This window comes from Collinsella aerofaciens, assembly GCF_040926265.1.
GTDB lineage: Bacteria > Actinomycetota > Coriobacteriia > Coriobacteriales > Coriobacteriaceae > Collinsella > Collinsella aerofaciens_BB.
On the sequence record NZ_JBCOIL010000012.1, the window covers coordinates 45,673 to 66,842 of the forward strand.

At 58.1% G+C, this 21,170-nt stretch carries 20 protein-coding genes; 15 read left to right on the forward strand and 5 right to left on the reverse strand.

Features of this window, described 5'->3' with window-relative positions; genetic code table 11:
- Nucleotides 1–226 precede the first annotated feature (226 nt).
- The 9 genes from AB5767_RS05080 (at nucleotide 227) to AB5767_RS05120 (ending at nucleotide 8,254) form a co-directional block, all read left to right on the forward strand.
- Nucleotides 227–1,249: a LacI family DNA-binding transcriptional regulator gene (locus tag AB5767_RS05080; protein ID WP_368132265.1), complete on the forward strand. Its 1,023-nt coding sequence runs from the start codon at nucleotides 227–229 to the stop codon at nucleotides 1,247–1,249.
- A gap of 42 nt (nucleotides 1,250–1,291) precedes the next feature.
- Nucleotides 1,292–1,786: a type II toxin-antitoxin system RelB/DinJ family antitoxin gene (locus tag AB5767_RS05085; RefSeq protein ID WP_368132264.1), complete on the forward strand. Its 495-nt coding sequence runs from the start codon at nucleotides 1,292–1,294 to the stop codon at nucleotides 1,784–1,786.
- Nucleotides 1,773–2,144, forward strand: coding sequence for a HepT-like ribonuclease domain-containing protein (locus AB5767_RS05090; RefSeq protein WP_368132263.1), 372 nt, complete (start codon nucleotides 1,773–1,775; stop codon nucleotides 2,142–2,144). The genes AB5767_RS05085 and AB5767_RS05090 overlap by 14 nt, the downstream gene beginning before the upstream one ends.
- Nucleotides 2,145–2,277: 133 nt before the next feature.
- The gene (locus AB5767_RS05095) at nucleotides 2,278–3,615 is read left to right on the forward strand and encodes a glutamine synthetase family protein (protein ID WP_368132262.1); all 1,338 of its coding nucleotides are present in this window, start codon (nucleotides 2,278–2,280) and stop codon (nucleotides 3,613–3,615) included.
- Nucleotides 3,616–3,665: 50 nt separating this feature from the next.
- The gene (locus AB5767_RS05100; protein ID WP_022095077.1) at nucleotides 3,666–4,328 is read left to right on the forward strand and encodes a response regulator transcription factor; all 663 of its coding nucleotides are present in this window, start codon (nucleotides 3,666–3,668) and stop codon (nucleotides 4,326–4,328) included.
- 181 nt (nucleotides 4,329–4,509) lie between these two features.
- Complete coding sequence (locus AB5767_RS05105) at nucleotides 4,510–5,637, forward strand: hypothetical protein (RefSeq protein ID WP_368132261.1); 1,128 nt, start codon at nucleotides 4,510–4,512, stop codon at nucleotides 5,635–5,637.
- The gene (locus tag AB5767_RS05110; protein WP_117855322.1) at nucleotides 5,627–5,980 is read left to right on the forward strand and encodes a hypothetical protein; all 354 of its coding nucleotides are present in this window, start codon (nucleotides 5,627–5,629) and stop codon (nucleotides 5,978–5,980) included. Before AB5767_RS05105 ends, AB5767_RS05110 begins: the two co-directional genes overlap by 11 nt.
- A 20-nt stretch (nucleotides 5,981–6,000) precedes the next feature.
- Nucleotides 6,001–6,624 (forward strand): hypothetical protein, encoded by a 624-nt coding sequence (locus AB5767_RS05115; RefSeq protein WP_161115501.1) that lies wholly within the window; start codon nucleotides 6,001–6,003, stop codon nucleotides 6,622–6,624.
- A gap of 172 nt (nucleotides 6,625–6,796) precedes the next feature.
- Nucleotides 6,797–8,254, forward strand: a complete 1,458-nt coding sequence (locus AB5767_RS05120) for a S1C family serine protease (RefSeq protein WP_368132260.1) — start codon at nucleotides 6,797–6,799, stop codon at nucleotides 8,252–8,254.
- A gap of 109 nt (nucleotides 8,255–8,363) precedes the next feature.
- Here AB5767_RS05120 and AB5767_RS05125 read toward each other — a convergent pair whose 3' ends face one another.
- Genes AB5767_RS05125 through AB5767_RS05140 form a run of 4 tightly spaced genes read right to left on the reverse strand, consistent with a single transcriptional unit; the run spans nucleotide 8,364 to nucleotide 10,018 of the window.
- A complete protein-coding gene (locus AB5767_RS05125; RefSeq protein WP_161115503.1) occupies nucleotides 8,364–8,615 on the reverse strand; it encodes a helix-turn-helix domain-containing protein in 252 nt (83 codons plus the stop codon).
- A 12-nt stretch (nucleotides 8,616–8,627) separates the two neighbouring features.
- Complete coding sequence (locus AB5767_RS05130; RefSeq protein ID WP_368132259.1) at nucleotides 8,628–9,149, reverse strand: hypothetical protein; 522 nt, start codon at nucleotides 9,147–9,149, stop codon at nucleotides 8,628–8,630.
- A gap of 44 nt (nucleotides 9,150–9,193) precedes the next feature.
- Nucleotides 9,194–9,562, reverse strand: a complete 369-nt coding sequence (locus tag AB5767_RS05135; protein WP_161115505.1) for a hypothetical protein — start codon at nucleotides 9,560–9,562, stop codon at nucleotides 9,194–9,196.
- A 54-nt stretch (nucleotides 9,563–9,616) separates the two neighbouring features.
- A complete protein-coding gene (locus AB5767_RS05140; protein ID WP_368132258.1) occupies nucleotides 9,617–10,018 on the reverse strand; it encodes a hypothetical protein in 402 nt (133 codons plus the stop codon).
- Nucleotides 10,019–10,447: 429 nt separating this feature from the next.
- On the opposite strand from AB5767_RS05140, the gene ligA reads away from it, so the two are divergent.
- Complete coding sequence (gene ligA, locus AB5767_RS05145; protein WP_368132257.1) at nucleotides 10,448–12,676, forward strand: NAD-dependent DNA ligase LigA; 2,229 nt, start codon at nucleotides 10,448–10,450, stop codon at nucleotides 12,674–12,676.
- Nucleotides 12,677–12,831: 155 nt separating this feature from the next.
- Here the strand turns inward: ligA and AB5767_RS05150 are convergent, their stop codons facing one another.
- Complete coding sequence (locus tag AB5767_RS05150; protein WP_368132837.1) at nucleotides 12,832–14,178, reverse strand: MATE family efflux transporter; 1,347 nt, start codon at nucleotides 14,176–14,178, stop codon at nucleotides 12,832–12,834.
- 320 nt (nucleotides 14,179–14,498) lie between these two features.
- On the opposite strand from AB5767_RS05150, the gene AB5767_RS05155 reads away from it, so the two are divergent.
- The 5 genes from AB5767_RS05155 (at nucleotide 14,499) to AB5767_RS05175 (ending at nucleotide 20,727) form a co-directional block, all read left to right on the forward strand.
- Nucleotides 14,499–15,536: a putative endonuclease domain-containing protein gene (locus AB5767_RS05155; RefSeq protein ID WP_368132255.1), complete on the forward strand. Its 1,038-nt coding sequence runs from the start codon at nucleotides 14,499–14,501 to the stop codon at nucleotides 15,534–15,536.
- Nucleotides 15,537–15,771: 235 nt separating this feature from the next.
- On the forward strand, nucleotides 15,772–16,827 hold the full coding sequence (moaA, locus tag AB5767_RS05160; RefSeq protein WP_368132254.1) for a GTP 3',8-cyclase MoaA: 1,056 nt from the start codon (nucleotides 15,772–15,774) through the stop codon (nucleotides 16,825–16,827).
- A 4-nt stretch (nucleotides 16,828–16,831) separates the two neighbouring features.
- Nucleotides 16,832–18,130, forward strand: a complete 1,299-nt coding sequence (mobB, locus tag AB5767_RS05165) for a molybdopterin-guanine dinucleotide biosynthesis protein B (RefSeq protein WP_368132253.1) — start codon at nucleotides 16,832–16,834, stop codon at nucleotides 18,128–18,130.
- 263 nt (nucleotides 18,131–18,393) lie between these two features.
- The gene (locus tag AB5767_RS05170; protein WP_368153309.1) at nucleotides 18,394–19,680 is read left to right on the forward strand and encodes an MFS transporter; all 1,287 of its coding nucleotides are present in this window, start codon (nucleotides 18,394–18,396) and stop codon (nucleotides 19,678–19,680) included.
- Nucleotides 19,681–19,905: 225 nt separating this feature from the next.
- Nucleotides 19,906–20,727, forward strand: a complete 822-nt coding sequence (locus AB5767_RS05175; protein WP_368132623.1) for an HAD family hydrolase — start codon at nucleotides 19,906–19,908, stop codon at nucleotides 20,725–20,727.
- Nucleotides 20,728–21,170 lie beyond the last annotated feature (443 nt).

Genomic DNA, 21,170 nt, shown 5'->3' on the forward strand with positions numbered 1-21,170 from the left:
CCGAAGACGGCATACGAGATAACGTTAGGTCTCGTGGGCTCGGAGATGTGTATAAGAGACAGGGGTGCGTCTTTGCACCTGCGTGCCAACGCTCGCCGAAATCGGTTTACGAAATCGGTTTCGTTTCGAGTTGTAGTATACTCACCTACAGCGTTTTGCAACCGAGATTTTTAAAAAAATGCCTAAAATGGCTCAGATCGCCGACAATTGGGAAACGGGGTGCGTTATGGCGCAGATGAGAATCAAGGACATTGCCGCCGAGGCGGGCGTGAGTCCGGCCACGGTCTCGCGCTATCTCAACAACCGCCCCGGGCAAATGACCGAGGAGACCCGTGCTCGCATCGCGGCAGTTATCGAGCGCACCGGCTATCGCCCACGTGCCGCCGCGCGCAATCTGCGCAGCTCGCGTACGAACCTCATCGGTGTGATTCTGGCTGACATCGCCAACCCGTTCTCGAGCGCCATGCTCGAAGGGCTTTCCGTCAGCGCCGCCGCGCGCGGCTGCTCGCTCATGACGGCCATTAGCGGCAACGACCCCGCTAAGGAAGCGGAGTCGCTCACCAGACTTATCGATGCTGGCGTGGACGGCCTGGTCGTCAACACCTGCGGAGGCAATGACGAGGCGATCGCCGCGGCAGCGGGACGTCTGCCCGTCGTGCTGCTCGACCGCGACGTTGCCGACGGCGGTGTCGATCTAGTGACATCTAACAACCGTGAGCTGGTCGCCGGCTTGGTAGACGAGCTCGCCGCCGCTGGCAGCGAGCGCCTGTGCCTGCTCACCGAGGCAAGCGACGACAGCCCCGTGCGTCGCGAGCGTGCCGAGGCCTTTGCCGACGAACTTTCGCGACGCGGCCTTGCGGGTGAGGTCGTCACTCTGGCCGACGGTGGCGCCTCGGGCGTCGGCCGCTTGGACGAGACCATCCGCGGCTATGCAGGCAAAAAGCTCGGCCTCATTGCTGTCAACGGCCTGGTCTTCCTGCGCCTGACCGAGGCGCTGGCGCAGCTTGGTCCCTCGCTGCCGGCGGGGCTCAAAATCGCGACGTTTGACGACTACCCCTGGAACCATGTGCTCTTTGGCGGTGTGACCACGGCAGCGCAAGACACCCTTACCATTGCCGAGCGCGTAGTCGAGCGCCTGTGCGAGCGCATCGATGTTGTTACCACCACCGTGGGCGAGGCCGCAAAGCTCGCCCCCAAGCGCATCGAGATCCCCGGCCACATCGAACACCGCGCATCGACCTCGCGCTAGCCTGTGTGATAATATATAGACAATGTCATACAGGAGGTATCCATGGCTGCGTCTGTGCTGAGTGTGCGAGTGGACTCGTCAATTAAAGACTCATTTGCCGAACTGTGCGAAGAGCTTGGCATGACTTCGTCTGTTGCGGTCAATATGTTTATGAGGCAGATGCTGCGCGAGCGCTCTCTGCCGTTTGTTCCTTCACTTGGTAAAAGCTCTGCGAGCGAAAGCGCCGCGACGGGCATTTTGGATACTGCCCAGATTGAGTCCGCCGTCCGCGAGGCGGCCATCTCGATTCCCGCCATCAAAACCGTGATTCTTTTTGGTTCGTATGCCCGTGGCGAGGCGCATGCCGATAGTGATATTGACTTGCGTCTCGAAGTCGATCGCGAGCGGGGCTTCGGTCTTTTCGCGTTGTCGGCGTTTGGTGAGACGGTGCGCAAAGAGACCGGGAGGCAGGTTGACCTCGTCTCGAGTGACTATCTTGATGACGATCTTGCCGCGGTAATCGAGCGCGAAGGAGTGATCCTTTATGATCGCGCGTAAGTCAGACAGCCTTCGCGCCCAAGAGGTTTTGGATGCCATCTCTGAAACGAACGAGCGCATCAAGGTTTTTGATATCACTGAGGACCAGTTTCTGCATGCGAATGACGTGCGGACGAGGGCGTTGGCGGACTCCCTTTTGATGTGTGCGCTTAGGGTGACGGAAGAGGCGGGCAAGTTGTCGGAACGCTCGCAGCGGCTTCATCCCGAAATTGAATGGCGTGGAATTATCGGCATGAGAAATTATCTTGCGCATGATTACGGCAATGTCGACCGCTCGGTTGTTTGGGATGCAGTGACGATGGAGTTCCCTGCGCTGGAACGAGCCTGTAGACAAATTGTCTCCGAATCCGAGCGATAGTTACTTGTCATACCCGCCTGTTCGCGAACGTTTTTTGAGCGCTTGATACGCTTTAACCCTGCGGAAACATTTTTCTGCGATAGTATCTGCGATATAGACCAGTCGAAACCCGCCCGAAAGAAAGGGGAGCGACATGAACCAGCAGAACATCGATTACGTACTCCGCTCCGTAGAGCAGCGTGACATCCGCTTTGTGCGTCTGTGGTTTGTCGACATTCTCGGCCGCCTCAAGAACTTTGCCATTAGCCCCGAGGACCTCGAGGTCGCTTTTGAGGAGGGTATTGGCTTTGACGGTTCCGCCATCGAGGGCTTTGCCACGCCCGAGGAAGCCGACATGCTGGCGTTTCCCGATGCTTCGACCTTCCAGATTTTGCCGTGGCGCCCGAGCCACAACGGCGTCGCCCGCGTGTTCTGCGACGTGTGTACTCCCGATCGCAAGCCGTTTGCCGGCGACCCGCGCGATGCCCTGCGCCGCATGTTCCGCAAGGCCGAGAAGGCTGGCTATCTGCTCAACGTGGGTGCCGAGCTGGAGTATTACTACTTCCCCGACGAGCACACCCCCGAGCCGCTCGACAACGTGGGCTACTTCGATCTTTCGGTGAGTGACGCCGCCCGCGACCTGCGCCGCAACACGGTCCTCACGCTCGAGAAGATGTCCGTGCCCGTGGAGTACACCTTCCACGCCGCCGGCCGCTCGCAGCACGGCATGAGCCTGCGCCATGCCGAGGCCCTAAGCATGTCCGACGCCATCACCACGGCCAAACTCATCATTAAGCAGCAGGCTTACGAGAGCGGTTGCCACGCCTCTTTTATGCCCAAGCCGTTGGCGGGCGAGGACGGCAGCGCCATGTTTTTGCATCAGTCGCTGTTCGACCACGACGGCAACAACGTCTTTTGGGGCGAGGACGACGAGAGGTACCACCTCTCCGATATCGCCAAGCACTACATGGCCGGCATTCTTGCGCACGCGCGCGAGATTAGCGCCATCACCAACCCCACGGTCAACTCGTACAAGCGCATCACCACGGGTGGCGATTCCGTGCCGCAGTACGCCACGTGGGGCCTGCGCAATCGTGCGAGCATGATCCGTATCCCGGTCTACAAGCCCGGCAAGCAGCTGTCCACGCGCATCGAGCTGCGCAGCCCCGACCCCATGGCCAATCCGTACCTGGTCAACGCCGTCACGCTGGCGGCTGGTCTCGATGGCATCGAGCGCAAGCTGGAGCTCCCGCCCGAGGCCACGGCCGAGACGCTCAAACTCACCGACCGTCAGATGCTCGAGGCCGGCTACGCACCGCTGCCGCGCTCGCTCAAAGAGGCGCTTGACGTCTTTGAGGACTCGCAGTTTATGAAGGATGCCCTCGGCGAGCACATTCACAGCTTCTTCCTCAAAAAGAAGCGCAACGAGTGGCATAAGTTTGAGTCCACGATCACCGAGTGGGAGATCAAGCATTATCTGGCGAACTCCTAATCGCGCTGGCTTGTTCCAGTACGATTGAGCTCATTTCCTTGGAGGCCGATATGTCCGAAAAGAGTGCCCTGTTCATGGCGCGCACGACGCGCTTCCACGAGTTTGCCCGCAGCTTGACGACCACCCTGGGTGTCGAGGTGAGCCTGGCTACCCCCGATTCGCCGACTGCGGCGCACGACTTTGACCTGCTGATCCTCGATTCCGACGGCATTCGCAGCGATCGCATCGATCAGATTGCCAAGTGGCTTGACGATCGCGGCGGCGTCCCCATGTTGGTGATCGTTGACGACGAGGCGCTCGGCACCCTGCGCCTGCCGAATCACGCGCATGCCGACTTTGTATGCCCCACGGCGACGCCCAACGAGCTCAAGGCTCGCGCGCAGCGCCTGATGGGCGAGGAGGAGACCGTCACCGCCGACGATGTGCTCAACATCGATAACCTCGAGATTAACCTCGCCACCTACCAGGTGACGCTCGATGATGAGCCCATCGACCTGACGCTGATGGAGTACTCGCTGCTGAGCTTTTTGGCGACGCACCCCAACCGTGCCTACAGCCGCGAAGTGCTGCTGCACCGCGTGTGGGGCTTTGAGTACTGCGGCGGCACGCGCACCGTCGACGTGCACATCCGACGCATCCGCTCTAAGGTGGGCCCGCAGATCGCGGCGCACATCACCACCGTCCGTGGCGTGGGCTATCTGTTTAAGGACTAGCAAGTAAATAGAGGAATGTGAGGGTACCGGAGATTTCTCCAGTACCCTTTTCTCGTTTAGGCGAAAAGAAGACCTTTCACCGATTTAAAGTGTGTCAGTAAAAACAATATCAAACGTATAGCACTATCTCACGAATACCATTTAGTTACCGTATCTCCCTACTGCACGGATGGAGGAAGAAATGCGTTATTCGAGAAAGGTGATTGTCGGATTTATAGTATTGCTTGCCGCCCTGATGTCTCCAAGGTTGGTTTTTGGAGACGACGACTTGGTTCGTGTCACACCGCAAATAGCTGTGGAGCAAGCGCAAGCTTTCTTTGATGAGGTATCGGATGAGCCGGTGACCGCTTGTGACCCAGTAAAAATGGTGAATTCCGATGGGGAATCAATCGGGTATATCGTTCGCGCGAAGCGGGATGACGTTAACTATGGCTACGTCGTATTTGATTCAGAGCGATCTTGGTGGATCAGCGAATACTGCTTGGCTCCGAACGCTCCTATGCCCATTGAGAATACAAGCGATGAAATAGCCCTTCTCGCATCCCAAGATGACATCGTTGCTTTGAAATTTGACGAGCTGTCTTTTGGTATTGCAGATCTGGATAATAACGTTGTTTTAGATGAGAAGGGATGCCGGTCAACAGCGGTGTTTTCTGTGGGAAATAGCCGCAGCGGATCTCCAGGCAGGTTCGAGGATGTTTTCGTATTGCCCAAAGACCTGTATAAACAAGGATATGTCATTGACGCAAGTAAAACTATTTCAGGGATGATAACGCCTACACAATCAGAGGTTATTAAAGAAACGGGGACCTATGCTTGCGATGTGTCTGCGATGTTTGCGGTAAGCAGCCATTATGTAACGCTAAACCGGCTCAAATTGCCAGACTTATATCATGAGCTTTGGCAGTTATCGGGAACATCCGGCGATCCAAATAAGTCATTCGATCAAGCTACGGGCCTTTACTTTACCCAAGGAAGGACTCCATCTCCAAATGCTGCCCCGGCTATTAAGGAGTTCTGTGCTAGGCGCGGGAAAAGGCTTGAGACATCATTTGCTTGGTATCCATCTTGGGATTCTTTCAGGGCAACTGCAGATTCTGGAAATCTCAGTATTTTTTCTGGGACTCTCAGGTCAAGCCATGACGCTCATGCGATGGCTGTTGCGGGATATGTGGCTATGCATAATACATATTCAAATGATAAGAAATATATGCTTGTTGTCTGGGATGGTTGGTTCAATCAGCTGCGTTTTCTTCCATATGACACAACGATTTATATATCGCATGAAGGGACGTATTGTGGAGAGTGACGGCGAAGATGATAGAAAGCGCATACGTAAAACGCTGGGGCTTCTTTGCGCATTTCTTGGGATATTGGTTGTCGCGGCCTATCAACCGAGCCCCTCGGTCGTCGGTGGAAAAGATGACGAACATATTTCAGTTGAAGTACAGACGCTGTCGGATATTCATAACGGACAATTTGAGGCTCTCGTGTCAAGCGGAGGGCGGAAAGAGATTGATATCCGTAGTTACTTTAATACCGGAACTGCTTCAGGGCTGAAGGCGGGAGAGAAATGGATTCTATTCTTCGCAAGTGATGCCAATTTAGAAGAGGAAACTTTGCATCCCTACTATATGGAAAAAGTTAACTAAATCGGTGAGGAGCGAGAGGAATGATCAACAGAAGACAGCTATTCGTCTTGGCATCAGGAGCTGTTATGTTTGCTGGGGCGAGAGGGGCCAACGCTGCGCAGCTTACGAATGTGCAAAAACGATTGACGCTTGTGACCGACATGATAGTTCGGAATGAGGCTGGGGTTATTGTGTCCTCGGCGCGAAGCAAAGATGTCTTGGGTGCCGGAAATAGAAAAATGGCTGTTGGCAGCATAAACAGGAATAATGACGGTGCAGCGTCCCTGACAAGAGCGGCAACTAAGAATTTGGTGACGGTTCATAGGGAGTCAGATGATTCACTGCCGGTGTTGGCAAAGATTGAGATTGTTGTTGAATATTCTGAAGATGGGCAAAGCATTGCAATTCGGTCAGGAAAATATTCGATAATTCAAACCGATCCGCTTGTGATGTATGCAAACGCTTGGTATGCGCTCATGCAGAAAGATAAATATGTGATGAACTACTTCACAGAAAGCGAAGCATCATATGAAACGGGGTGGGGGCCAACGCCATACGATGCGGAGAAGGATAAGTGGACGTGCGGATCGGGTATGGGCGCGACGATTACAGACTTTATTAACGATTCAACATATAGTTTTGCTATCGACTGCTATATCGAATAGACATGACGGCATAAAACGAATTGGCCTATAAGCATGTCATTACTTAAGCAAAGCTGAAATCTTGGCATCTAGTGCTCGGGACTGCCCAGCTTGGGGTACAACTCAACGTGAACAATGATGGCCCGCCACATGTTTGGCGGGCCTTTGGTTATTAGACGAAAGGATCGCAGCTATGAGCGAGAACGATTCCCAGCGTCCCCAGGATGCGGGCAACGCCGGCGAGACTCAGCAGCAGCCGCGCGTGCAGGTGGAGTCGACGCCTGCCGGTGGTAACAACATTCCCTATGTGCAGGCCTACGACACGCAGACCGGCCAGCCGCTGGGTGGTCAACAGGTCGTGAACAAGCACACGGTGGTCAAGACCAAGACCAAAAAGCTGCCGATCTTTATTACGGCGCTCGCCGGCTGTGCCTGCGGAGCTCTGTTGGTCATCGCGCTCATTATGAGCGGCACGCTCGATATCGGCGGCGGCAAGAATGCCGTGACGGCGGGCGCTTCGGGCTCGTCGACGCAAAAGATCAAGATCGACTCCGAGGACACCACGCTGGCCGAGGCTGTCTCTGCCAAGGCGCTGCCCTCCGTGGTTTCCATTACCGCCACTTCGAGTGGCAGTCAGGGTGGCTCGCTTTCGCAGTCTGCCGACAATTCGGACAGCTCGGGTAGCGTCGGCTCGGGCGTGGTGCTCGATACCGAGGGCCACATTCTCACCAACAACCACGTGGTCGATGGTTACGATCAGTACGTGGTAACCATGGACGACGGTACCACCTACGAGGCCGAGTTCGTGGGCAACGATGCCTCGAGCGACCTCGCCGTCATTAAGCTCAAGGATGCCGAATCCTCCAAGCTCACCCCAATCGAGATCGGTGACTCCTCCAAGCTCAACGTGGGCGAGTGGGTCATGGCGATCGGCTCGCCGTTCGGCAACGAGCAGTCTGTCTCCACGGGCATTGTCTCGGCGCTCTACCGCTCCACGGCCATGAGCTCTACCAGCGGCAACACCATCTATGCCAACATGATTCAGACCGATGCTGCCATCAACCCGGGCAACTCCGGCGGCGCGCTCGTCAACGATAACGGCGAGCTCGTGGGTATCAACTCGCTCATCGAGAGTTACTCGGGCTCCAGCTCGGGCGTGGGCTTTGCCATTCCGGTCAACTACGCTAGGAACATCGCCGACCAGATTATCGACGGCAAGACGCCGGTTCATCCGTACCTGGGCGCCACGCTTTCGAGCGTCAATGCGCTCAACGCCCGCACCAACAAGCTGAGCACCGATAGCGGCGCATATGTGGCGAGCGTTGTGGAGGACGGCCCCGCCGCCAAGGCCGGCATCCAGGAGGGTGACGTCATCACCAAGCTGGGCGATGACGAGATCACGAGTGCCGATGGTCTGATCATTGCGCTGCGTAGCCACGAGGTGGGCGAGAAGGTCGAGATCACGCTCGTGCGCGGCAAGGAAGAGAAGAAGGTCACCGTCGAGCTGGGCTCCGACGAGGAGCTTCAGAATCAGCAGCAGGACGACAGTGCGACCGACACCGGCAACGGTAGCATCACCGACGAGCAACTACGCCAGTATCTGGAGGAGCTGCTGGGCCAGCGGGGCCAGGGCTACGGCCAGGGTTACTAGCGAGTCGTATCGCACATATCGAAGCCAGAGGGGGCTGTCCCGCCAACGCGGGACAGCCCCCTCTTTTCATATTGATCCGTTGGGGACGGAGGAAAACAGATCATTTTGGTTAGTCTTCGTCGCTGGGAAGGCTTCCAAATGCCTCGATGTACTCTTCGTCCGACATCCAGTCGATGATGTCGCCAGGTTTGCAGTGAAGTGCCTCGCACATCGCGGTCAACGTCGAAAAGCGAATGCCCTTGAGCCGCCCCGTTTTAATGCGCGAAACGTTAACGGGCGAGATGCCGATAATGTCGGCAAGTTCTTGAGAGGACATTTTGCGATCCGCCATGACGCGATCGAGTCTCATGACGATTGGCATGCTGCCCTCCTTCTAAATAATGGCGTCAACGTCCGACTGCAAGAGTCGCCCGTACTCAAAGATAGCCGAAAGAGATAGCGCAAACAAAGCGAGAACCAGTGTCCAAGCGTTAAAACCAAAGATACCAATTGCGGTAATACTGACGTCGTTGGGGAGCTGGACGGCACATAGGTTATCGAAGGTAATCGAGACAATTGAAGAAATGAGCAGCAGAAGCCCAACAACCAGAAAACGCCGGCATTGTTTTCGCGTGAATATCGACTGAGTGCTGACGACGTCAAGGCAGAAGTTCAAGTAGACAATCAGGCATGCGATTGAAAGCGCCAGGGCCAGAACGTCGCGGATGGCGAGCGCGGTAAGGACGGCGCTCGGAATGGACTCACCGTTAATATAGAAGGGAGTGGGTGCAAAGAGCACCTCCCGCGCCTCGTTGGCAACGCTGAACGCTGAGAAGGCCGCCATGATTGCTGCGACAGACAAAGTGGCGAGCAACATCACACTGCTAAAACGGCATCGTTTATCTGAGCTTTCCATAATTAACCCCAAAAAGGCTGCGGCAATGCCGCAGCCAAAAAATCCTAAGCATAGATGGTTCTTGCTTCAGAATGCCAACTGCCGTTGTAATAGTAAGTAACAGTTACGACGACGCTTCCGTTGCTGAGTCCGTATCTATGAGTCCAGCTGATGTTGCTAACTCGAGAATTGGAGGTCCAGTTCTTTATGGATTTGATGCCCGTTATCGTTCCATAGGTATCGTTAACGGTGTAAGTAACATGGAGCCTGACGCCGTTCGAATAGGCGAGGGTGGTTTCGGCGGTGTAGATTGAACGACTTTCGGCAACTGGCGAAATGATAGAGGAATGGGTTTCTGCTGCGAAGGCGGGCTGCGCGGTCATGCACGATAACCCAACAAGGCAGACGGCGAGTAGATAAGCAACCTTTTTCATCATTGGCTCCTAACTATCTGGTGATTATTTTTTAAACTCCTTTCTGACATCGAGCTATTCCTTTTGCGTAATCATGATGGCTGTTGGCGTTATGAGGGCGGGCAGCTTTGTGGGATCGGTATCGCTGCTGGTGTTGACGGTGCAGGTTACGTCAACGTAGACGCCTTCTTTGATGGCTCCGACTTCTGCCTTCTTACCATCCTGATCCTTAATGGGGATGGTTGAATCGATTTTGAAGTTGAGGTGCAGCGGTGCGGATTGGAATTGCTCGCTTGCGATAACGAAGCGACCTTCGCTCGCCCCGCTGGCGGAAGGGTGATACACAGCAACGACTTCGCCCCGCAAGGAAAGTCCCTTCGAAAAGGGAATGTCCTTCCAGAAAAAGCCGAGCAAAGCGGCTGCTATAAGGACAAGGGGGACGAGGATGGTTAGGAAACGTTTGGACTGATTCTTCATTTCAATCACCTCACGTTGATAATACCAAAATATATTGCAAACACAATATAAAATATTAACTGCGATGAATTGAGTTACATAAAGGAGCATACGAAGTTGCTCGATTCTGGGTGAGCCTGGACAGTTAGTTCAGATACGTATAAACCCGAGGCGGTTCAGCATGCGTTTTGAGCAATTTTATGATTGGGATGGGGTTTGAATGGGTGTTTGGGAGGGCGAGCGGGACGTTTACATGATCTCAGGGAGCCCAAATTAGTTGAAACAGGGGTGTTCGTGCCTAATCCAGCTCTAGGATTTATACGTATCTGAACTAACTGTCCACCCCAGTCTGGCGGCTGCCGATTCGGTGCGGTTTGAGACCGGTATTCGGCCCCATCGTGACCGGTGGTACTCTAGTATCCGTTTGAAATCGAGCGAAGGAGTGCCGCTATGGAGCAATCGAGCCTGTTTGGTGACGGCGTGGACATCGATACCGAAACGCCCGCGAGCACGGATACCGCTGCACCGGCCGATGCCCGTGCCCAGGCGGCAACGCGTGCGGCCGAGCTGCGCCACGAGCTCGATTACCACGCTTATCGCTACTACATGCTCGACGCGCCCGAGATCACGGACGCCGCTTTTGACAAAATGCTCGTTGAGCTGCAGGAAATCGAGGCGACCTACCCCGATCTGGTAACGTCCGACAGCTATACCCAGCGCGTGGGCGGCTACGTGAGCGAGCAGTTTACGCCGGTCACGCACATGGCACGCATGTATTCCATGGACGATGCCATGGACCTGGACGAGCTCGACGCATGGCTCCAGCGCACCGAGGATGCGCTCGGCGCCGGCAGCGTTACCTATACCTGCGAGTTAAAGATTGACGGCCTGGGTGTGGCACTTACCTACCAAAACGGCACCTTTGTGCGCGCGGCCACACGTGGCGATGGCACCACGGGCGAGGACGTGTCGCTCAATGTCCGTACCATCAAGGATGTGCCCATGCACCTGTCCGAGCCGGCGCTCGCCCACATGGGCGCCGACCGCGAGCGCACCATTGAGGTACGCGGCGAGGTGTACATGCCCAAGGGCAGCTTTGTTCGTCTGAACGACGAGGCCGATGCCGAGGGCCGCGATCCCTTCGCCAACCCGCGCAACGCCGCCGCCGGCAGCCTGCGTCAGAAGGATCCCAAGGTCACGGCGCGCCGCGATCTGGCCACCTTTATCTATGCCATCGCCGATACTGACCCACTGCATGTCCACAGCCAGCGCGAGTTCCTCGATTGGCTGCGTAGCGCCGGCTTCAGCGTCAACCCTAACGTTGCCCGTTGCGCCACACCCGCCGAGGTTCACGAGTTCTGTGCCCAGGCGCTTGAGCACCGCGGTGACCTGGACTACGACATCGACGGCGTGGTCGTAAAGGTTGACAGCTTCCAGCAGCAGCTCGACCTGGGCTTTACCGCTCGCGCACCACGCTGGGCCATTGCCTTTAAGTTCCCGCCCGAGGAAAAGCAGACCATCCTGCGCGAAATTCGCATCCAGGTGGGCCGCACCGGTGTGCTCACGCCGGTCGCCGAGTTCGACCCGGTGACGGTTGCCGGCTCCACCATCGCGCGCGCCACGCTGCACAATATCGACGAGATCCGTCGCAAAAACGTGCGCGAGGGCGACACCATCATCGTGCACAAGGCGGGCGACGTGATCCCCGAGGTCGTGGGTCCGGTGCTCGATAAGCGCCCGGCCGATTCGGTCGACTGGCACATGCCCGAGGTCTGCCCCGTGTGCGGCAGCCCCGTTGTCCACGAGGATGGCGAGGTCGCTTACCGTTGCGTCTCCATCGATTGCCCCGCACAGCTCAAGGAGCGCCTGCTCCATTGGGTGAGCCGCGGTTGCATGGATGTTGACGGCCTGGGCGACGAGATCGTCGACAAGATGATCGCCGCCGGCCTGATCCACGATGTCGCAGACTTCTACCAGCTCACGGTCGACGACATCGCCGGCCTGGACACGGGCCGCACCTATGCCAGTTCCAACAGCAAAAAGGGCGTCAAGAAGGGCGACCCCATTCCGGTAGGCCTCAAGACGGCCGAGAAAATCATCGCCGAGCTCAACAAGTCCAAGAGTCAGCCGCTCGGTCGCGTGCTGTTTGCCCTGGGCATCCGTCACGTGGGCAAGAGCGTGGGCGAGGTCATCGCCGAGCGATTCCTGTCGATTGACAAGCTTATCTTGGCGAGCGAAGAGGATATTGCCGAGTGCGAGGGCATCGGCCCCAAGATTGCGGCGAGCGTCAAGCAGTTCCTGGCCGTGCCCGAGAACCTTGCCGTCCTGGAACGTCTGCGCCAGGCGGGCCTGTCGCTCGAGGTCGATTTGGGCGCCGCGCACGCGCAAGCCGCAGCCGACGCTGGCGTGGCAGGCGAGCTCGCCGACGCACAGCCGCTCGCGGGTCTGACCTTCGTGCTCACCGGCACGCTCGTCAACCGCACGCGCGACGAGGCGGGCGCGGCGCTCAAGGTGCTCGGCGCCAAGGTTTCGGGCAGCGTATCAAAGAAGACGAGCTATCTGGTTGCCGGTCCCAAAGCGGGTTCCAAGCTTACCAAGGCCGAGCAGCTGGGCGTACCCGTGCTGGACGAGGACGCACTCGAGCAGATTCTTGCGACCGGTGAGGTGCCCCAGGCTTAGTGCATCAATAGTCAAATTGAAGAACCGCCCGGAAGCCCGATGCCTTCCGGGTGGTTCTTACTTTGCTGGGGCAATCGGCGCCGTGATCTGTGTCACGTAGGTTGTGGGGTCGTCGCTGATGATGTCGTCGATGAGGGCGATTTCGCGTTGCCCCGCTACGCCATCAGCTTGTCAAAAGCTCCGCGGCGGTTGAGTACGGTGAATGCCATCACGCAAATGACTGCCGACAGAATTGACCCGCACGGCGAGGCGATGCCCATGGGAAACAACGTATCGGAATAGGCGTTCGACAGCAGCCACGCGCCCGGCACGCGAATGAGCGCTACGGCCAGCACGTTGTGCGCAAAGCCGATGTAGCTCTTGCCGTATGCAGCGAAAAAGCCGCTAAAGCAAATGTGGATGCCGGCAAAGATTGCGTCGAAAATGTAGCCGTGCATATAGCCGGTACCGGCCGCGACAACCGCGGGATCCTTGGCAAAAAAGCCGATAAACGCCGGCGCCACCAGCCACATCAGCACCGTGATTAGGCAACCGTACACTACCGATATGGTCATGGCGTCCTTGAGTACCTGACGTGCACGGTCGCCCTTGCCCGCGCCGGCGTTTTGCGCTGTGAGCGCGCTGACGGTGGCACCCATGGAACTCGGCACAATGAACAAGAAGCTGATCATCTTTTCGACCAGGCCTACGGCGGCGGCGTCGACGAGCCCTCGGTGGTTGGCGATGACGGTGATAAACATAAACGCCACCTGGATGCAGCCGTCCTGCACGGCCACAGGCACGCCGATCTTAAGAATGCTGCCGAGCACCTCGGGCTGGGGACGCAGGTCGCTGCGCTTAACGTGGATGTTCGTACGGCGGCTCTTAAGCCACACGAGCGCGAGGGCAACGCTGGCCGTCTGCGCGGTCACCGTGCCGAGCGCCGCGCCCACGGGGCCGAGCCCCATGTGGCCGATAAATAGAAAGTCGAGTGCGATGTTGATGATGCATGCCACGCCAATCACGTACATGGGCGAGCGCGAATCGCCCAGGCCGCGAAAGATGGCCGAGAGAATGTTGTATGCGGCAATAAACGGAATGCCGACAAAGCAGATACGCAGGTAGGCGGCGGTGCCTTCGACCGCCTCGGGCGGCGTGCCAATGAGCGCCACAACCTGCGGGCATAGTGCAAACAAGATGACGGCCAGTGCCACCGAGACGCCCATAAACAGCGTGATGGTATTGCCGATGGCGGTCTCGGCGCGGTCGAAGCGGCGCGAGCCCACGGCATGGCCGACGATGACCGTCGTTCCCATGGCCAGGCCCACGAGCGTCACGGTAATGATATAGAGCGTCTGCGCGCCATTACCCACGGCGGTGATGCCGGCGGCGCCGCTAAACTGCCCCATCATGTACAGGTCGGCCATGCCGTAGAGCATCTGCAAAAAGTACGAGAGCATATAAGGCAGGGCAAAGACCGCGATGGTCTTAAGGACATTGCCGCGTGTGAGGTCGTGTTCCATGGGCAGGGTACTTTCTGGCTTGGTTCGTTTAGGTACCAGTGTAGTGAAAACCCTACAACGATTGTAGAGTCAAGGTTTGTGTTGACGACGGGGCGAAAAAATAGTCACGCTCCAAGCACGATGCTTTGGCCCTCTGTGCCCCTCACCTCGCCTCAAACCATCACAACATTCAACGTTTTTTGCCAAAATCAGGAAAAGCATCGAATGTTGTGATGGTTTTTCTGCCACTCGGCCGGGTGGAATTGCTTTCTTGCGCACGAAGGTGTGCGGACCCGTGGGCAGGGGAATAAGGTTGGTTATCCGACTCCATTGGAGGGCTCATGGACCTGCCGATCGTCCTGTCCCATAAGACTGCCTGGCTGTACCATAACGTGGCGCGCCCGTCCGAGCCGCTCTCGCGAGCAAGCAGTCTATACGATGAGGACTCGCTTGCTAACGAGGCAGAACCGACCGCGAGCCTGCCCAAATTGGGACTCGATGCCAAGGGGCTGAGGGCTTCAACGGCAGTTGGGATCGTTGTCGACTATCTGGTCTCGCTTGGTATTCCACGAGAAGAGCTCGATCATATCGACACGCTCGTCAACTTCGATTTTGAGCGCTCGACGCCGGCTGGATTTAGGTGCCACGTGTTTGGAGCGCCGGTACCTCCAAGCCATCTTATCGAGGTGGCAGAGGGCCTTCTAGTGGTTGATGAGGTCATGTGCTTTGTCCAAGCGGGTTCGTGGATGAGCGAGCCCGAGCAGCTGGAATATGGGTATGAAATCTGCGCCCGATACCATTTGAATCATCTGTCGACAGGCGATTATATCGAGATGGGGCAGAGGTATACCGTTGCCGACTTGATTGCTTATTGCAATGAGAACCGATCTCGTCAGGGGGCTATACGCGCGGCCGCCGTGCTCAAGCGGGTGCACGATGGCGCGCGATCGCCCATGGAGACGGCCACCGCAATCATGGTCGTAGCAAAACGTTCCCAGGGAGGGCTGGGATACGCCAAGATCGAGCTCAACCACCGGGTTGATGTTCCCAGCGAGTTCAAATATCTCGCTAAGTCCGGGTATTTCGAGATCGACGTATATGCGCCTGCGAGCGGTACGGGGATTGAATACAACGGCTCGGACCATCTTGATAAACAGCGCAGCGCGTCGGATGCGGAGCGTATGACCGTGCTGAGCGCGCTGGGCTTTAGGATGATCGTTCTCACCGGGACTCAGTTTGCCCATCAGCTGCAATTGCACCGGGCGATGAATGCCATCGCGCTCGCTATGGGTCTCAAGTGCGACCGAAGCGAGGTGTTCCAGAAACGGCAGAATGACCTGCGGGAATTCGTGATTCGCAACTGGAATGGTGGCCTCTAGGGGCGTTCTGACCCTTCTGCGGGGCATTGTGAGCAGGCAAACCGTCTCAATAATCGATGCTTTTCTCGATATTGAAGAAAATCATCGATTTTTGGGACGGTTTGGATGTTGAGGATGGGCTTGGGAAGTCCGTTTTGCTCGAAGCGACCTGTCCTGTCGTACGCATGTCGACCCATTCTTCCCGTGGGGTATTATGTTTCCCGAAGAATAAATCGCTGCACGAGGGGAGGGCTGCGTGGACGGGCACGTGCAACATGACGGCTTTGGCCGCGATATCAACTACCTGCGCATTGCCGTTACCGACAAGTGCAATTTCCGCTGCATCTATTGCATGCCAGCCGACGGCGTGGCACCCCGCGCGCACGACGAGCTGCTCAGCGCCGAGGAAATCGCCCGCTTTGTGCGCTTGGTAGCGGGGGAAGGCATTCGCCGCGTGCGTCTGACGGGTGGCGAGCCGCTGGTCAGCCGCCGTATCATCCCGCTCATTCGTGACATCCGCGCGATTCCGCAGATCGAGGACATCTCGCTCACCACCAATGGCGCCCTGCTACCCAAGCTGGCGCCGCAGCTCAAAGATGCCGGGCTTAACCGCGTCAACATCTCGCTCGACACGCTCGACCCCTCGCTGTTTGGAAAGATCACGCGCCTGGGTCGGCTCGAGCAGACCATGGCCGGTATCGACGCGGCGCTGGCTTGGGGCTTTGAGCCGGTCAAGGTCAACTGCGTTGTGGTGCGCCGACTCAACCAAGATGTGGCGGCCCTCGCACGGCTGACCGTCGACCACCCCATCCACCTGCGCTTTATCGAATACATGCCCATCGGCGACGAGCACACGAGCTCGCATTGCGCTGTGGACCCGCATGCGCCCGCGCTCAATCCCGAGCTGTGGGACGCGAGCGATACCGTGCCGAGTGATGAGCTGCGGGCGCTCATCAATGCCGGGGCCGCCGCGGCGGGGCTGGGCGAGCTCGAGCCGCTCGACATCAACGACGCTCCTGCCGGCGCGGGCCCTGCGCGCTACTGGCACTTTCCGGGCGCGGCGGGAACGGTTGGTTTCATCAGCGCCATGTCCAACCATTTTTGCGCGAACTGCAACCGTCTGCGCCTGACGGCCGATGGCAACGTGCGTCCGTGCCTGTTCAGCGATGCCGAGTATTCGGTGCGCGACGCCCTGCGCCGTGGTGATGATATGCAGGTACTTTCGATTTGGCGCGATGCCGTGGCCCACAAACCGCAGGAACACGCGATAATTGAGGGCACGCAACGATTTATGTCCCAAATCGGAGGATGATCATATGGCCAAGAGCAGGTACGCCGATGCCACCAAGGCCGCTCGCAGGGCCGCGATGTCTGCCCACAAAGTCACGGCTGTGGCCAGCGATGCCGTTACAGGCGCGCAGCCGACTGCCGGCGCTGTCGCCGAGCCCGCCCGCGACGCCCGTCGCGACGAGCTGACGCACGTGGACGCCAAGGGCGAGGTGCGCATGGTCGACGTGTCCGACAAGGCCGAGACCCATCGCATCGCCATCGCCGAGGGCACCATCCTCATGCACCCCGAGACGCAGGCCATGGTGCTGCAGGACCGCGCCAAAAAGGGCGATGTGCTCGCCTGCGCGCGCGTGGCGGGCATTATGGCCATCAAACGCACAAGCGACATCATCCCCATGTGCCATCCGTTGCTCATTACCAAGAGTAAGTGCGACATTGCGCCCATCGCTCCGGCGGGGACGCCGGCCGAGGACGTGCCCGAGGGCTGGGCGCCGGCGCGCGCGGACGGACAGGTTGGCTTTCACGTGCTGGTCACGGCGGGCGTGACGGGCAAGACCGGCATTGAGATGGAGGCGCTGACCGGCGCGAGCGCCGCGTGCCTGACCATCTATGACATGTGCAAGGCGGTCGATCGCGGCATGGAGATTGTCGACGTTCGCCTACTGCACAAGGAAGGCGGCCGCTCGGGCGTGTGGGATCGTGCGGAGCGTCAGGCCGCTGCTGTCGAAGCCGTGGGTGCCGCGAGCGACGTGCCCGCGAGCGCACCCGTCGCCGTCGCGCCTGCTGCTCCCATCCCGACCGTCCCCGCGATCGCGTTTATCGGCTACCAAAACTCGGGCAAGACCACGCTTGTCGAGAAGGTTATCGCCGAGCTCACCCGCCGCGGCCTGCGCGTGGGTTCGCTCAAGCATCATGGGCATCACGGCTTTGATATCGATGTGCCCGCTAAGGACACCTGGCGCCATCACCAGGCCGGGTCCAAGCACGTGGGACTCATCTGCGCCACGCGCTGGGCAGAGTACGCCGACACGCGCGAGGAGGACGAGATGCCCGCGCGCGAGCTGCTGTCGCGCTACAACGATGTCGACGTGGTGATCATCGAAGGCTACAAGACCGAGGGCTTCGACAACATCGTGGTCGCGCGCTCCGGCGTCGATCGCCTACGCGGCAAGAGCTCGCTCGACCTGGTCGACGGTCACACGCTGGCCCTTGCCTGCAACGAGGCCCTGGCACGTCAGGCCTTCGACGCCGGCTTTGCGACCCGAGCCATCAACATCAACGACGCCCGCGCCATCTGCGATCTGATCCAAGACCATCTGGTCTAAAACCTGCCAAAAAAGACAGGTTAATTTGGCAGGTTTTATCTGGGCAAACGTCATTTCCACCACAAAGGGGCCAGGCACCTTTGTGGTGGTTTTTGCTTTGGTAGATGTGTGGGGCATGCCTTACAATCTACCAAGTAGTTCATGACGGGCGAAAAACGGAGAGAAGGGTCCTGATACGTCCTTAATGTTTCATGCGGATAGATTGATTTGACAGACGGCGACGAATGTCCACCGCCCGTATTCGTATGAAACGAGGAGTCTCCGTGCTCGTATCTCTTCTCTCAAAACCTTACCCTTCGTTGTCCGCGCAGGCTAAGCACCTGGTGGCAATGCGCTTCCTCATATATACCGGCTTTCAGACCAGCTACTTTATCGGTGTTATCGGAACACTCACCTATGCGGACGGCGCTTCGGTCGTCGCGACATCGCTGGCCGTCCTGTTTATGAATGTATTTGTGATCCTGGGATCCTTTGCGGGCGGAGCGGCGCTTGACGCTTGGGGTCCGTGCCGGCATTTCCGGGCGAGTATCGTCGGCACGTTGGCAACCGGCGCGGCAATCCTCGCCTTTGGCAGCGCGACCGGCATCGTCCTGCTCGGCGCGGTACTCCTGGGCTTTGTGATGGGATTCGCCCAGCCCATCGCCACATCCTATCCAGCCTACCTCACCGACGATCCTGTCGAGCTCAAAGGCATCAACTCCGCCATCGCCATGTTTTCAAACGTGAGTATCATCGTCGGTCCCACGCTGGGCGGCTTTGTTGCAGCGGCTGCGTCGTCGCGCGCGGTGTTCGTACTCATGATGATCTTTACCGTACTGGCGCTCGTCGCCGGTTGGGGCTTTAGGCCGCAAGCAGGTCGCGTCGCCGCGCGCGAAAGTACTCCCGCGGATAGCAGCATAACGGCAAGTACTGCCAGTCAAAGCTCCGACTCCAGTAAATCCACCCGCGTCACCTTCGCGACCAGCATCAAGACAGTCTTCACCAACAGCGTCCTCGCCCTGCTGTTCTGCATTATTTTCCTTTCGAACTTTGGCTATGGAGCTTTCGACCCGCTGGAGTCGTTCTTCTACCGCGATGTCCTGCACGTCGGTGTTGAGTGGATGGGCTGGCTCTCGTCGGCCAGCGGTGTGGGCGCGGTGCTGGGCGCTGTCCTCGCGCTCCGCTTGCCGCCGCATCTGATCAACCTTAAAACGCTGCTCGCGGCGCTTATGTCCGTGGGCCTGGGAAGCCTGCTCTACGTGGGAACAACGTATGTGGGCGTGGCGCTCATTGGCCAGATTGCCCTGGGCGTGGCCTGGGGCGTCGTCAACCCGCTCCACAACACGATCGTGCAAACGACGGCCCCGCTCGAGCAGCTCGGTCGCGTCAACTCGGTCATGGGTTTTGGCAACATGTTCGCCGGCGTGGCCCCGCTGGCGATTGCCCCGTGGCTGGCGGCGACGTTTGGCGTGCAGCAGACGCTCGTTGGTGCGGGTATGGTCGTGACGGCGGTTCCCACGGCGTTGCTGCTGTTTGGACGCCGACATTTTGATCGTGCCGCAAGGCAGTAAAAACCATCACAACATTCGATGAAAATCGCGATTTTGCCGAAAAACGTCGAATGTTGTGATGGTTTGCGCCCCGGGCCAGGCCACCCTTCGGGTTCGGCCACCACAAAAGGGGCCAGGCTCCTTTGTGGTGGCTTTTGCTTTGACGGGCCGCGCCTGCGCCTTGGTATACCATGTACACCATTTCCGACCACATTCAGCACCGCCGCACAACCCAGAAAGGCCCCCATGGACGCCACCTTCAGCCACATTAAAGCCGTACTCTGCGATATCGACGGCACGCTGCTCACGAGCCGGCACACGGTGTCCCCGCGCACCGTGGCGGCGATCCGCGCCTTGCGCGAGCGTGGCGTGCTCTTTGGCCTGTGCACCGGGCGCGACGCCCACGCGACCGAGGCCATGTACGAGCTCTGGGGTATCGAAGGCCTGGTGGACGTGCTCGTGGGCTGCGGTGGCGCCGAGGTCATCGACCGCGCGCACGACATCAACGAGCTGAGCTATCCGCTGCCGGGCGAGACCATCGCGCGCATTTGCGAGCACATGGCAGACCTGCCGGCAACGCCCGTTTGCCCTCGGGACGGCGTGCTCTATGTGCCCGAGAGCGATGCGTGCGTCGAGCACTTGTCGCGTGTCGACGGCGTGCCCTACAAGGTGGTCGACTTTGCCGAGTTTTTGCGCGAGCCGCAGACCAAGGTGATGTTTACTATGGTGCCCGAGGTGATGCCGCGGGTCATCGAGCGGGCGTCGTCGCTCGCCGACGACACCGTTAAGGCGGCGGCTCTTCAGACCACGCAGCGACTCTACGAATTCATGGATCCGCGAGTGTCCAAGACGCGCGGACTTGTGCGCGTGGCGGAGCTCAACGACATGGAGCTCCAGAACATTTGCGTGTTTGGCGATGCCGACAACGATACCTGCATGGTGGCCGACGCCGGCGTGGGTGTGGCCATGGCAAATGGTAGCGATGCCACCCGCGCCGCCGCCGATTTTGTAACCGCGAGCAACGACAAAGACGGCATCGCGATCTTTATCGAGGAGCATCTGCTGTAGCGCAGGGGGGGACCACCACAAAGGGGGCAGGCACCTTTGTGGTGGCCTCAGGCGATTTAGGCGAATTGATGCCTAAAATCTGTGGGAAAATTCAAATATTGTTGTCTGAACATCATGCTTCTAACCACCGATGGGTTTAAGATATTCTCATCAATTTGGTAGGATATTCATCCCGGTTAATGACCTACCGCTCACGGTCGATTTTCGACCGTTCACAGGATGTTTGCTCTTGAGCAAAATGTTGTGCAAATAAATAAAATGCTATTAAAAAACTGATAACTAACTTAATTACCAGTAGAAACAAGAAACAGATAGCGAATAAACGAAGGCAAATCTGAACAATTATCAAGAGAATTGAGAACTCGCGGTTGATTTCCGATCTCAGCCGAACACATTGAGCTGATGGCTCGCTCCCGCAGTTAGCCGAACGCCCCCGCGGCCCC

What these genes read in the sequence shown, in the direction of transcription:
- AB5767_RS05120 (WP_368132260.1), top strand. Translation starts at nt 6,797, where the DNA reads ATGAGCGAGAACGATTCCCAGCGTCCCCAGGATGCGGGCAACGCCGGC.
- AB5767_RS05090 (WP_368132263.1), top strand. Translation starts at nt 1,773, where the DNA reads ATGATCGCGCGTAAGTCAGACAGCCTTCGCGCCCAAGAGGTTTTGGAT.
- AB5767_RS05130 (WP_368132259.1), bottom strand. Translation starts at nt 9,149, where the DNA reads ATGGAAAGCTCAGATAAACGATGCCGTTTTAGCAGTGTGATGTTGCTC.
- AB5767_RS05140 (WP_368132258.1), bottom strand. Translation starts at nt 10,018, where the DNA reads ATGAAGAATCAGTCCAAACGTTTCCTAACCATCCTCGTCCCCCTTGTC.
- AB5767_RS05085 (WP_368132264.1), top strand. Translation starts at nt 1,292, where the DNA reads ATGGCTGCGTCTGTGCTGAGTGTGCGAGTGGACTCGTCAATTAAAGAC.
- AB5767_RS05125 (WP_161115503.1), bottom strand. Translation starts at nt 8,615, where the DNA reads ATGCCAATCGTCATGAGACTCGATCGCGTCATGGCGGATCGCAAAATG.
- AB5767_RS05105 (WP_368132261.1), top strand. Translation starts at nt 4,510, where the DNA reads ATGCGTTATTCGAGAAAGGTGATTGTCGGATTTATAGTATTGCTTGCC.
- AB5767_RS05115 (WP_161115501.1), top strand. Translation starts at nt 6,001, where the DNA reads ATGATCAACAGAAGACAGCTATTCGTCTTGGCATCAGGAGCTGTTATG.
- AB5767_RS05100 (WP_022095077.1), top strand. Translation starts at nt 3,666, where the DNA reads ATGTCCGAAAAGAGTGCCCTGTTCATGGCGCGCACGACGCGCTTCCAC.
- ligA (WP_368132257.1), top strand. Translation starts at nt 10,448, where the DNA reads ATGGAGCAATCGAGCCTGTTTGGTGACGGCGTGGACATCGATACCGAA.
- AB5767_RS05095 (WP_368132262.1), top strand. Translation starts at nt 2,278, where the DNA reads ATGAACCAGCAGAACATCGATTACGTACTCCGCTCCGTAGAGCAGCGT.
- AB5767_RS05080 (WP_368132265.1), top strand. Translation starts at nt 227, where the DNA reads ATGGCGCAGATGAGAATCAAGGACATTGCCGCCGAGGCGGGCGTGAGT.
- mobB (WP_368132253.1), top strand. Translation starts at nt 16,832, where the DNA reads ATGGCCAAGAGCAGGTACGCCGATGCCACCAAGGCCGCTCGCAGGGCC.
- AB5767_RS05175 (WP_368132623.1), top strand. Translation starts at nt 19,906, where the DNA reads ATGGACGCCACCTTCAGCCACATTAAAGCCGTACTCTGCGATATCGAC.
- AB5767_RS05150 (WP_368132837.1), bottom strand. Translation starts at nt 14,178, where the DNA reads ATGGAACACGACCTCACACGCGGCAATGTCCTTAAGACCATCGCGGTC.
- AB5767_RS05155 (WP_368132255.1), top strand. Translation starts at nt 14,499, where the DNA reads ATGGACCTGCCGATCGTCCTGTCCCATAAGACTGCCTGGCTGTACCAT.
- AB5767_RS05135 (WP_161115505.1), bottom strand. Translation starts at nt 9,562, where the DNA reads ATGAAAAAGGTTGCTTATCTACTCGCCGTCTGCCTTGTTGGGTTATCG.